Source organism: Streptomyces sp. L-9-10 (assembly GCF_004151105.1).
Classification (GTDB): Bacteria; Actinomycetota; Actinomycetes; order Streptomycetales; family Streptomycetaceae; genus Streptomyces.
The window spans coordinates 178,256-190,506 of record NZ_PHRF01000172.1; the positions used below are offsets into that span (position 1 = coordinate 178,256).

Annotated in this window: 10 protein-coding genes; 1 reads left to right on the forward strand and 9 read right to left on the reverse strand. The window is 70.5% G+C overall.

The window, feature by feature from the left end; all coding sequences use genetic code 11:
- Positions 1-47: 47 nt before the first annotated feature.
- The 4 genes from CU044_RS37880 to CU044_RS37895 all read right to left on the reverse strand — a co-directional run bounded on the left by CU044_RS37880 (position 48) and on the right by CU044_RS37895 (position 4,675).
- Positions 48-716 carry a response regulator transcription factor gene (locus CU044_RS37880; protein WP_129773604.1) on the reverse strand — a complete coding sequence of 223 codons (669 nt, stop codon included), beginning with the start codon at positions 714-716 and terminating at the stop codon, positions 48-50.
- Positions 713-1,897 (reverse strand): histidine kinase, encoded by a 1,185-nt coding sequence (locus tag CU044_RS37885; RefSeq protein ID WP_129773605.1) that lies wholly within the window; start codon positions 1,895-1,897, stop codon positions 713-715. The genes CU044_RS37880 and CU044_RS37885 overlap by 4 nt, the downstream gene beginning before the upstream one ends.
- Positions 1,894-2,403, reverse strand: coding sequence for a CcdC protein domain-containing protein (locus CU044_RS37890; RefSeq protein ID WP_129773606.1), 510 nt, complete (start codon positions 2,401-2,403; stop codon positions 1,894-1,896). Before CU044_RS37890 ends, CU044_RS37885 begins: the two co-directional genes overlap by 4 nt.
- 148 nt (positions 2,404-2,551) lie before the next feature.
- The gene (locus tag CU044_RS37895) at positions 2,552-4,675 is read right to left on the reverse strand and encodes a DNA topoisomerase IV subunit B (protein WP_129773607.1); all 2,124 of its coding nucleotides are present in this window, start codon (positions 4,673-4,675) and stop codon (positions 2,552-2,554) included.
- Between the two features lie 456 nt (positions 4,676-5,131).
- Between CU044_RS37895 and CU044_RS37900 the strand changes: the two genes are divergently transcribed.
- Complete coding sequence (locus CU044_RS37900) at positions 5,132-5,362, forward strand: hypothetical protein (protein WP_030350144.1); 231 nt, start codon at positions 5,132-5,134, stop codon at positions 5,360-5,362.
- A gap of 199 nt (positions 5,363-5,561) precedes the next feature.
- On the opposite strand, the gene CU044_RS37905 is transcribed toward CU044_RS37900, so the two are convergent.
- The 5 genes from CU044_RS37905 to CU044_RS37925 form a co-directional block, all read right to left on the reverse strand.
- Complete coding sequence (locus CU044_RS37905; RefSeq protein WP_129773608.1) at positions 5,562-6,410, reverse strand: serine protease; 849 nt, start codon at positions 6,408-6,410, stop codon at positions 5,562-5,564.
- Between the two features lie 171 nt (positions 6,411-6,581).
- Positions 6,582-8,132, reverse strand: coding sequence for an RNA polymerase sigma factor (locus CU044_RS37910; RefSeq protein ID WP_129773609.1), 1,551 nt, complete (start codon positions 8,130-8,132; stop codon positions 6,582-6,584).
- Positions 8,133-8,470: 338 nt separating this feature from the next.
- Positions 8,471-9,358, reverse strand: a complete 888-nt coding sequence (locus tag CU044_RS37915; protein WP_129773610.1) for an FCD domain-containing protein — start codon at positions 9,356-9,358, stop codon at positions 8,471-8,473.
- Between the two features lie 163 nt (positions 9,359-9,521).
- Positions 9,522-11,351, reverse strand: a complete 1,830-nt coding sequence (locus CU044_RS37920; protein ID WP_129773611.1) for an ATP-binding cassette domain-containing protein — start codon at positions 11,349-11,351, stop codon at positions 9,522-9,524.
- 128 nt (positions 11,352-11,479) lie between these two features.
- Complete coding sequence (locus CU044_RS37925) at positions 11,480-12,244, reverse strand: NUDIX domain-containing protein (protein ID WP_129773612.1); 765 nt, start codon at positions 12,242-12,244, stop codon at positions 11,480-11,482.
- Positions 12,245-12,251: the final 7 nt, after the last annotated feature.

Here is a 12,251-nt window from a genome sequence, read left to right on the forward strand (position 1 = left end):
GCAGAGTGGGCGGATCCCGGACTCCTCTCTCCCCCGGCTTCACTCCATCAGGTGATGGATGTCCCGGGTGGCCGGATGAGTCCGCGCTGATAGGCGTAGCGCACGGCCTGCGCGCGGTCGCGCACACCGGTCTTGGCGAAGAGGTTGTTGATATGGGTCTTCACCGTGGCCGCCCCGATGTGCAGCCGCTGGGCGATCTCCTTGTTGGAGAGCCCCTCGGCGACCAGCGAGAGCACTTCCGCCTCGCGGGCGGTGAGCCCGTCGGGCAGTTCCGCGGGGGCGGGCTCCGCGGGCGGGGCCGTGACCCGCTCCAGCAGCCGGCGCTGCACGGCGGGCGCCAGCCCGGCCTGCCCCGCCAGGACGTCGTCGACGGCCCGGACGATCTCCTCGCCCCCGGCGTCCTTGGTGAGATAGCCGCGGGCGCCGGCCCGCAGCGCGGCGAACAGCGAGTCGTCGTCGGCGTACGTGGTGAGCACCACGACCTGCGTGCCCGGGTGCTCCGCGCGGATACGGCGCGTGGCCTCCACGCCGTCGCAGCGCGGCATCCGCAGATCCATCAGCACCACATCGGGAGCGAGTTCGGCCACGAGGGCCACGGCTTCCTCGCCGTCCCTCGCCGCGCCGACGACCTCGATCCCCGGCAGCAGCCCGAGCAGCATCACGATGCCCTCGCGCACCACGGCCTGGTCATCGGCGACGATCACCCTCGCCGTCATGCCGGCACTCGCAAACGCACGCTGAAACCCTTCTCGCCGGGGTCTCCGGGGCCTCCGGGGCCGGCCTCCAGAGTGCCGCCGAGCAGTTCGGCGCGCTCCCTCATCCCCAGCAGACCGTACCCGGAGCCCGACGCGCCCAGCCCGGCCGGGGCCGCGCCCTTCCCGCCGGTGTTCCGTACCTCCAGTGTCACCTCGTCCGCGCCGTAGGTGAGCCGGATCAGCACCCGCGCGCCCGGGGCGTGTTTCCGTACGTTGGTCAGCGCCTCCTGCACCACCCGGCGCACCGTCTGGGACGCCTCCGCCGGCAGTGGCCGCGGCTCGCCGCCGATCTCGACCTCGGCGCCGTCCATCGCGGCCAGTTCGCGCAGATAGTCGCCGAGAGGTGCCATCTCGCCGCGCAGCGCGGAGAGCGCCTGGCGGGTCTCGGCGAGCCCTTCGCGCGCCATGGAGCGCGCGGCGACGACCCGTTCCAGGATCTGGTCGCGGAACGGGCTGTGCGGCTCGCTCTCGATCCGCAGCCGCGCCGCCTCCAGATGGACGAGCTGCGCGGAGAGGCTGTGCGCCAGGACGTCATGGATGTCCCGGGCGATCCTGGCCCGCTCCGCGAGGGCGGCCGACTCCGCCTCGGCGGCGTGGGCGGCGCGTTCCTGGGCCAGCAGCCGCTGGGCGTTGCCGCGCGCCTCCGCGTCGAGCCGCAGGACGTATCCGCCGAGGAGCAGCCCGGCGGTGGTGATCGTCGTGGTGAGCCAGTGGTCCTGGTCGTACGCCACGAGGCCGCCGAGGGCGGCGAGGGTGGTGGGCAGCGCGGCGACGAGCGGCAGCCGTTCCATGGCGACGATCGCGCAGCCGCTCCACAGCACCGTCGCCGCGATCTCGAACCCGCCGTGCCGCGCGGCGATCGTCCCGCCCATCAGCAGGACGAGCAGCCCGACCGAAGGCCAGAGATCGTTGCGCAGCGTGGTGCGGAAGAAGCACCGGACGAGGAGCCCGGTGAGGAGCACCCCGGCGACGGCCGCGACCGCGGCCCAGCCGGCCACATGGCGCTCGCTGAAGGTGGACCACATCAGGGCGCCGAGGGCCAGCACACGTACGCCGCGGCTCAGCCATCGCCGGGCGTCGGTGCGGCGCTCCCGGGAGAGAGCCTCCCGGGAGGGCCAGTCCGTCCAGGCCTCGGGGGTCACACACGGTCCTTCCAGGGTGCGGCGGCTACGCCGTCACCGTACGACGCCCCGCCCGCGCGGGCCCGCCGCACCAGCAGACCCCTGCGGACCAGCACCGAGGCGGCGAGCGCGAGCAGGATCGCCCCGGTGCCCTGATGGACCCCGATCAGCGCGCCGACGCCCACGAGCCCCAGCCGCAGGGCGATACCGGCGATCCAGACCCCGGCGGTGGCCTTCGTGCCCTTCGACCACACCGAGCCGTCCCGCTCGGTCCAGATACGGCTGGTACGGGCCCAGCCGACGCCCATCAGTGCCCCCACGACCAGTTCGGCGCCGAGCAGCAGCGCCGACAGCGACAGGTCCCGCGCGTCGAGGAGGCCGGGCCGGCCCAGTGCGATCACGACCAGGATGACGGGCAGCACCAGCCAGCGGTGCCCGTCGGCGGTGACCCGCTGGGGCTTGATCTGGCGGGCGGCGATCAGGGCGACCACCGCGACGGCCACCAGCACATTGACGAGCGAGGACATCAGGGCCTCCGGGGACGAAGAAGTTCAACGACTTCGACGCTACGGAGAAGCACCAGGTCAGATCATCGGCGCGGAGGTTGACCGCGGGTGGAAGTGCGGTCTCCACCCGTGGGTGGAGACCGCACGTCAAAAGTCCCGGGCGTCCGCCTCAGGCGTCGATGCGCGAGCGGTCCAGCGTCGCCGCGGAGCTGGTGATGAACTCCTTGCGGGGAGCCACCTCATTGCCCATCAGCAGATCGAAGATCTGCTCGGACGACTCCAGGTCCCCGATGTTGATCCGCCGCAGAGTGCGGTGGCGGGGGTCCATCGTGGTCTCCGCCAGCTGGTCGGCGTCCATCTCGCCGAGGCCCTTGTAGCGCTGGATGGAATCCTTGAAGCGCACGTTCTTGCGCTGGAACTCCAGCAGCGTCTGCCGCAGCTCATTGTCCGAGTACGTGTAGACGTACTTGTCCTGGCCCTTCTTGGGCTGGACCAGCTCGATCCGGTGCAGCGGCGGCACGGCGGCGAAGACCCGGCCCGCCTCCACCATCGGCCGCATGTAGCGCTGGAAGAGCGTGAGCAGCAGACAGCGGATATGGGCGCCGTCGACGTCGGCGTCGACCAGCAGCACGATCTTTCCGTAGCGGGCGGCGTCGATGTCGAAGGTCCGGCCCGAGCCCGCCCCTATGACCTGGATGATCGCCCCGCACTCGGCGTTCTTGAGCATGTCGGAGACGGACGACTTCTGGACGTTGAGGATCTTGCCCCGGATCGGCAGCAGTGCCTGGAACTCGCTGTTCCTGGCGAGCTTGGCCGTACCGAGCGCGGAGTCGCCCTCCACGATGAACAGCTCGCTGCGTTCCACGTCGTCACTGCGGCAGTCGGCGAGCTTGGCCGGCAGCGAGGAGGACTCCAGCGCCGTCTTCCTGCGCTGTGCCTCCTTGTGCTGGCGGGCCGCGATCCGCGTACGGGCGGCGGCGACGGCCTTCTCCAGCACGGCGCGGGCCTGCGCCTTGGCGTCGCGCTTGGTCGAGGTCAGGAACGCCTTGAGCTCCTTGGCGATGACGTTGGCGACGATCCGGTTGGCCGCGGACGTACCGAGGACCTCCTTGGTCTGGCCCTCGAACTGCGGCTCGGCGAGCCGCACCGTGACCACGGCCGTGAGGCCCTCCAGGGCGTCGTCCTTGACGACGTCGTCCTCCGCGACGCGCAGCATCTTCGCCGAGCGCAGCGCCTCATTGACCGTTTTGGTCAGAGAACGCTCGAATCCGCTCACATGGGTGCCGCCCTTGGGGGTGGCGATGATGTTCACGAACGACCTGACGGTGGTGTCGTATCCGGTGCCCCAGCGCAGGGCGACATCGACGCCCAGCTCGCGGGTGACCTCGGTGGGGGTCATGTGCCCGCGGTCGTCCAGGACCGGCACGGTCTCCTTGAAGGTGCCCTGTCCGGTCAGCCGCAGCACATCGCAGACGGCCTTGTCCTGCGCGAGATATTCACAGAACTCACTGATGCCGCCGTCGAACCGGAACGTCTCCTCGCTGACGCCGCCGCCCTCGCCCTCGCCCAGACCCCGCTCGTCCCTGACGACGATCGTCAGTCCGGGGACCAGGAAGGCGGTCTGCCGGGCACGCTGGTGGAGCGTCTCCAGGGAGAGCTTGGCGTCCTTGAGGAAGATCTGCCGGTCGGCCCAGTAGCGCACGCGCGTGCCGGTACGGCCCTTGGGCACCCGCTTGCCCTTGCGGAGCCCGCTCGCGGGATCGAAGGGGCTGTCGGGGCCCTGCTCGGTGAACATTCCGGGGACACCGCGGCGGAAGCTGATCGAGTGCGTGGTGTTGCGGTCCACCTCGACGTCCAGCCGGGCGGAGAGGGCGTTGACGACGGAGGCGCCCACGCCGTGCAGACCGCCCGACGCGGCGTACGAGCCGCCGCCGAACTTTCCGCCGGCGTGCAGCTTGGTCATCACGACCTCGATACCGGAGAGGCCGGTCTTGGGCTCGACGTCGACGGGGATGCCGCGGCCGTTGTCCTTGACCTCCACCGAGCCGTCCTCGTGGAGGATCACCTCGATGTGGTCGCAGTAGCCGCCCAGGGCCTCGTCGACCGAGTTGTCGATGATCTCCCAGAGGCAGTGCATCAGGCCGCGGCTGTCGGTCGAGCCGATATACATTCCGGGGCGTTTGCGGACCGCTTCGAGCCCTTCAAGGACGAGCAGGTGCCGCGCGGTGTAGTTGGAGCCGTCACGGTCTGCTGTCAGCAGCGCAGTGGACGGCACGGACGTATCGGCGGTCACGCGGTTCGCTCCTCGCTGAATTTGAGATGGGCCCCCGTGGGGTAAAGGCCCGGCGTCTGTCACCGGTCAGAGGGTACAGAGGCCTGGTAGAGCCGTTGTCACGCCACCCTCGCGAATTCTCATGCTAGTCCAAGGTCGCATAGGTGTTCGATCCTTCGATGGAGTGAAGCACACATCACGTTCCCTTCCAGGCATGAACCATTTAGGCTCCGGGCACGTCCTCATCAACAAACCGGCAAGCCGGCCGGCGAGGGCGATCCCCCTGACAAGCAACGTCAAGCAACGCGAAACCCGTAGTGCGAAGCCCCGCGAGCAATACGGCCCATTCGCCGCCAATCGTCAGCAGTCAGCCACAACGGAAGAAATTTTCGAGGAAAAGCCGGGAGCGGGAACGTTTTCGGCCTGGTTGGATGTTGACCCTGGTACGACAGCTCGTCGAGCTAGAGAAGAGGCGACGTGACTACTGTTCTGACCCCCGCGAGCCCGCTGACCGCGGCTGATCGCTGCGACCGGTGCGGCGCCCAGGCCTATCTGCGCGTCCTCCTGTCCAGCGGTGGTGAACTGCTCTTCTGCGCCCACCATGGACGCAAGTTCGAGCCGGAACTCAAGAAGATCGCCGCGGAAATACAGGATGAGACCGACCGACTGACGGCCGTACCGGCCGGCGGCGGTGAAGAGGAACACTGACACCTCGCATCCACGACGAGCCAAGGGTCGGCCCCGAGCCGGCCGACGGGCGGCCACCCCTGTACCGCAGGGTGACCGCCCGTTCTCGTCGTCGTGCCGGTCCCGGCCGTCATGCCGGTCCGGGCCCGTCATGCCCGTTCCGATCAGCCGTGCCCGTTCCGATCACGGGAGGAGCACGACGATCGGCGCGGGCCGCCCGTCATCGTGGGGCCCGTGCTCCGACCGCGTCGGCGACGGGTTGCGCGCCCATGGTGATCCGGGTGTAGACGCCCGGACTGTCGGCGAGCCCACAGCCGCTCCCCCAGGAGACGAGCCCGATAAGCCGCCCCTGGGCCACCAGCGGCCCGCCACTGTCGCCCTGGCACGCGTCATGCCCGCCCCGGGGATCGCCCGCACAGAGCATCGTGGAGGCCTCGTAACGGTCCCCTGAGCCTCCCGGGTAGGCCCGCTCGCAGCTGGAGTCCGGCAAGACCTTCACAGGCGCGGAGCGCAGCACCTGCGCGTAGTCGGCGTTGCCCGAGGTGTCACCCCAGCCGTAGACCGCCGCGTCGGTGCCCGGCGCCGAGGCCGGGTCGCCCCGCTCCGCCGGCCGGATCGTGTACTCCTCGGGCAGGGCGCGCGCGAGCGTCAGCACGGCGAGGTCCGCCAGGTTCGTGCGCGGCTCGTACGCCGGATCCACCTGGACGGACCGTACGGCGACCTCGCGCCCGCCGGGCCCCCGCAGCCGCTCACGGCCCGCGATGACCCGGAGGTCCGGTACGTCCTTCGGGGCCGCCCCGAGGACGTCCCGGCCCACACAATGGGCGGCGGTCAGCACTTTCGTCGGCGCCACCACCACGCCTCCGCAGAACTGGCCCGCACGGGTACCCCCGAAGCGGTCACGACTGGCCAGCGCCACGACCCATGGGCTGTCGGCGATCCGCACCGCCTGGCCGCCGACGATCACCCGATCGGCGGCGGCGGAGACAGGCGCGACGAGTGGCAGCACCGCCCCCGTGGTGATCACGGCCAGTCCTCCGGTCAGCACTCGGGCTACGGAACGACGCATACAGTCTCCTGACTCTCCGGTGGACTCCGATCTACCCAGAGTCATCCCACCGATCGAGTCTCGCACTCCCGCGCACAACGCGAAGGCCCGGATCCTCGGTGGCATCCGGGCCTTCACTCGTGCTTCGCGCGCCCCCTCGGGAGCGCCCGCGCCTGCTCCAGGTACCTGGGCCTAGTCCAGGTAGTCGCGCAGAACCTGCGAACGCGAGGGGTGGCGCAGCTTCGACATCGTCTTGGACTCGATCTGGCGGATGCGCTCACGCGTCACGCCGTAGACCTTGCCGATCTCGTCCAGCGTCTTGGGCTGGCCGTCCGTGAGACCGAAGCGCATGGAGACCACGCCCGCCTCACGCTCGGAGAGCGTGTCGAGCACCGAGTGCAGCTGCTCCTGGAGGAGCGTGAAGCTCACGGCGTCGGCCGGCACGACCGCCTCGGAGTCCTCGATGAGGTCTCCGAACTCGCTGTCGCCGTCCTCGCCCAGCGGGGTGTGCAGCGAGATCGGCTCACGGCCGTACTTCTGGACCTCGATGACCTTCTCGGGGGTCATGTCGAGTTCCTTGGCCAGCTCCTCCGGGGTGGGCTCGCGGCCCAGGTCCTGGAGCATCTGGCGCTGCACACGCGCGAGCTTGTTGATGACCTCGACCATGTGCACCGGGATACGGATGGTGCGGGCCTGGTCGGCCATGGCGCGGGTGATCGCCTGACGGATCCACCAGGTGGCGTACGTGGAGAACTTGTAGCCCTTGGTGTAGTCGAACTTCTCGACCGCGCGGATCAGACCGAGGTTGCCCTCCTGGATCAGGTCCAGGAAGAGCATGCCGCGGCCGGTGTAACGCTTGGCCAGCGAGACCACCAGTCGGAGGTTGGCCTCCAGCAGGTGGTTCTTGGCCCGGCGGCCGTCCTCGGCGATGATCTCCAGCTCGCGCTTGAGCTTCGGCGCGAGCTTGTCGGAGTTGGCCAGCTTGTCCTCGGCGAAGAGACCGGCCTCGATGCGCTTGGCGAGTTCGACCTCCTGCTCCGCGTTGAGGAGCGGGACCTTGCCGATCTGCTTCAGATAGTCCTTGACCGGGTCGGCGGTGGCACCGGCGACGGCGACCTGCTGGGCCGGCGCGTCGTCCTCGTCGTCGTCGGAGAGTACGAAGCCCTTGTTCTCGCCCTCGGTCTCCTCCTCCTCGCCCTTGCCGCCCTGCACCTCATCGGTGGGCTCTTCGCCGTCGGCGGCCTCGTCGGAGTCCTTCTTGCCGACGGCCTTCTTGGCCGTCGTCTTCTTCGCGGCGGTCTTCTTGACCGTGGCCTTCTTGGCCACGGTCTTCTTCGCGGCCGCCTTCTTGGCGGGGGCTCCGGCCTCATCGGCCGCGGCTTCCACGATCTCTGCCGCCGGAGCCGAGGTGGCGGCCGCGACGGTCCTCGTCGTGGTCGTCTTGGCCGCGACGGTCTTGGTGGCGGTGCGCTTGACCGGGCTCTTCGCTGCGACGCTCTTGCGGGTGCGCTTCGGCGACTCCGCGGCACTGACCATCAGCGTCACACCCTCTTCCTCGAGGATCTGGTTGAGGCTGCGCAGAACATTCTTCCACTGGGTTGGCGGAATCTGGTCGGCCTCGAAGGCCCGACGCACGTCATCGCCGGCGATCTGCCCATCAGCCTTTCCCCGCTCGATGAGCGCCATCACAGACTCGGACTCGGCGATCTCCGGCGGGAGCGTACGGGATGTGCTGGCCGACACGAACAACCTCTCGGAACGATGGAAACGGCTTCCGGCCCCGCCCAGGATCGGGCCGGAGCCGACGACCGTCGACTGGGGATGTGCCGACGGCGCGGGCTTGGGCCTCGGAGGTGAATACAGCGCCATGCGTGGCGGACGTATTCCCTCCTCGGCTGTCACCTCTTAGGTCATCGCGCTGTCTCCAGGAGTGTTACGCCCATTCCACGTGGCCCGAGTCACACTCCATTTGCGACAAATGACCAGAAGGGGGATTTAAGGCCCCACAATCGCGTCGCCGGACCCCCCGGGTCCGGCGACACACGATGCGTACATCCCCTATGCCCGGCCTTCGGCGGCGCTCAGTGCTCGCGCGGTGCCGGAACGACGCGCTCCACTTCAGGCTGGACGGTGAGCAGTTGGCGCATGGCCGATTCGGCGGCGTGCGCGTCACCGGCGGCGAGCGCGTCCACGATCCGCGCGTGGTGGGAGAGCGACGCCTCGGTGGGCCGGTCGCATCCGGTGACCGGGCCGCCGGAGACCTGGAGGGCCGCCGAGACGATCCCCGAGAGATGCTCCAGCATGCGGTTGCCGGCGAGCTGGATCAGCAGGGAGTGATATTCGGCGTCCGCACGCGAAAAGGTGATCGAATCACCCTGCGCGAGGGCGTGGCTCATGATCCCCACCATGTCGGAGAGCCGCTGCTGGACATCGGCCCGGCCATGGCCGGCCGCCAGCCGCGCCGCGAGGGGCTCGATCGTCCAGCGCAGCTCACTCAGCTCGCGGCGCTGATCGTCGCGCTGCGGCCCGAAGGCGCGCCACTCGATGATGTCGGGGTCGAGCAGATTCCAGTCGCTCACCGGACGGACACGGGTACCGACATTGGGCCGGGCGCTCACCAGGCCCTTGGCCTCCAGCACGCGCAGCGACTCCCGCACCACCGTGCGGGAGACCTCGAAGCGCTGGCCGATCTCCTCGGGTACGAGCGGCCGGTCGGCGCCCAGATCACCGGAGACGATCATCTGGCCGAGCTGCTGGACGAGTTGGCCGTGCAGCCCGCGGCCGCGGCTGCTCGTCGTACGTCGTCCCACCCGGCCCAAGTCGGTGTCTGCGCCCTCCCAGACGGGGGCGGCGACGCGGTCGGCGCCGGGCGCCTCCGCGAAGGGGTAGCGGTCGAGTTCACCCGGCTCGGCGAGGCCGGACTCGACGGAACGGGCGGCGGTCATCATGGTGTGCGCAAGGGTACTCACGCATCCTTTGTCGGCGTTGCTTCCACGACCCTTGAGGTCTTTGGTGAAAAGCACACGAAAGGGTGATCGGCGCTCGCCCCTCGATTGACGCCTTATCGGAAAGAAGCGGACGCTGTCAGGGGAGTTGCGAACACCTGGGAACGGTCCGGTCGTTCCGCGGTCATCAACGGGCCCTACGGCGAAGGCCGGTGAGCAGATATGCGCAGAGCAGGGCCGAGAGCGACAACGTCAGGGCCGCGGCGACCGGTTGGGCGACGAGTCTGAACGTGGCCATCAGCCAGTGGTCGGCCTGACGCGGCCAGTCCAGCCAGGCCAGCTCGCGCAACCGGCCCGGGAGTCCGACGGCCGAACGCGTGGACGGACCGGCGAGCGCCCGCTGAACCAGGGGTACGACGAGGGTCGGTACGGCGACGACCACGGTCACGCCCGCGACCGTGATCCGGAAGACCCCGGCCCCCAGCAGCCCCGCCCAGGCGCAGCCGACGGTCAGCCCGGCCCAACCGGCGCTCAGCGCGAACCAGTTGCCCGGGACGGGCACAGCGTCGGCGCCGTACACCAGGCGCAGGGCCCCGGCGTCGGCGGCCACGGTCAGGAACGCGAGCGCCAGCGCCGCCGCCGCTGTCACGACGAGCTTGGCGAGGAGCAGACCGAGGCGTCGCGGGACGGTACCGCGTGCGCCGGCGAGCGCGGGATAGCGGAACTCCTCACCGAACGAGTACGCGCCGAGCAGCCCCGCGCCGAGGGCCGCGGGCGGCAGGGGCAGGATCGCGGGCCAGGCGGCGAGCAGACCGGAGAGCGGGGTCCTGCCGGTACGGGCGAGCGGCACGGCGAGGGCCACGGACGTGACGAGGACGGCGATGGCGATCAGTGCGGTGGTGCGGATCCCGAACATGCGGCGGAGTTCGTAGCGCAGCGGCCGGAGCGGACTGCGCACCGGCCCCGACGACAGCGGTGCCGGGAGCGGACCGCGGTCGTGCTGCCGGGAGTCGCCGTCCTCATGGCCGTGGTCGGGTCCGCCCTCGTAGCCGTAGGCGCGGTCGGGCTCGAAAGCCGGCTCGAAGGCGGAGTCGTAGGCGGGGGCCGGGGACGGCACCGGTACGGAAACCGGCGCGGGACCCGTGTCGCCGAACTCGTCGGCGAGCTGGTGGACGAGGACGCCGTTGCGGAAGGCGGTCTCCCCGATCTCCGGGCAACTGCTGCCGTAGACGGTGAGCAGACTGCCCACGCCGGGCTCGGAGACCACCTCGACGGAGCGCCGGTCCGCGCGGGCCTCGCGGCTGAGCGCGTCGGCGAGACGGGCGGCGTGCGGAGTCCTGACGGCGACGCGGGGGCGCAGCCGGGTACGGGCGAAGGAGGCCACGTCTTGGTCGGCGACGAGACGGCCCTCGTCGAGGGTGACGACATGGTCGGCCGTGCGCGCGGCCTCCTTGGCGTCCTGCGTGGTGTAGAGAACGGTGCCGCCGTGGTCGGCGTGCGCGCGCAGCAGTCCGAACAGCCAGCTGTTCTCGCGGGGTGACAGCTCGGCGGACGGCGCGTCGAGCAGCAGCGTGTGCGGATCCCCCAACAGCGCGGAGGCGAGCCCGAGTCTGCGGTCCATGCCGACCGAGAGCGAGCCGAGCCGTTCGTCGCGCAGACCGCCGAGCCCGACGACGTCGAGGAGTTCGTCGGCGCGTGAGGCGGGCACTCCCGCGGCGGCGCAGAGCATCCGGAGCTGGCCCTTGACGGAGCGCGCGGGATGGCCCGGCACGTCCCCGAGGAGCACCCCGATCTCGCGTGCGGGATGGGCGATGCGGTGGAGGGTGCGACCGCGGAAGTAGGTGACTCCGCGACCTGGTTCGAGTTCGAGCATCAGCCGGAGCGCGGTGGTCTTGCCCGCGCCGGGGGCGCCGAGAAGCGCCGTGACGGAGCCGGACCGCGCCTCGAAGGTCAGATCGTCCACAGCGGGCGGGAGGTCTCGACGGGGGTTGCTGGTCAGTCCGATGGCCTGGAGCATCGCTTCTCTCGCGGGGAGGTGAGACCGCTCGGCGGCAGGGCGGGTACCGCAGCAAGATAACGCGACATGTCCGACTTGTGGCGCAGGGTGGCGTCTCCGGGTGTCAGACGTCCGGCACGTGGCCCCCGTCAGACCTCCGGGCGCAGCATCGGCGGGTTGAGTACGGTCGCCCCGCCGGCCCGGAACAACTGCGCGGGCCTGCCGCCCTGCCGGGTCGTGGTCCCGCCCGACGGCACGAGGAATCCCGGAGTGCCGGTCACCTTGCGGTGGAAGTTGCGTGGATCGAGCGCCACGCCCCACACCGCCTCGTACACCCGGCGCAGCTCACCGACGGTGAACTCGGAGGGGCAGAACGCGGTGGCGAGCGAGGAGTACTCGATCTTGGAACGGGCCCGTTCCACCCCGTCCGCGAGGATCCGGGCGTGGTCGAAGGCGAGTTGGGCGGGCTGTTCGTCCTCGCGGGCGAAACCGCCCTCCTGGTGGAGCAGCGCGTCCACCGGGGCCCAGCGGGCGCTGTTGGCGTCACCTCCGGCGCGGGGCGCGGGAAGGTCGGGCGAGAGCGCCAGATGAGCCACGCTGACCACCCGCATACGGGGATCGCGCCCGGGATCCCCGTAGGTGGCGAGCTGTTCGAGATGGGCGGCGTTCCCGGGCGCCGGGGAGACCGGGTCGTGCGCGCACAGGCCGGTCTCCTCGGTGAGTTCGCGCGCCGCCGCGCCGGCGAGGTCCTCGTCCGCCCTGACGAAACCACCGGGCAGCGCCCACCGGCCCTGGAACGGCGACTCTCCGCGCCGTACCACCAGCGCGCAGAGCGCGTGGCGGCGCACGGTGAGCACGACCAGGTCGACGGTGACAGCGAACGCGGGGAAGGCCGACGGGTCGTAGGGCGACATGCCGCGA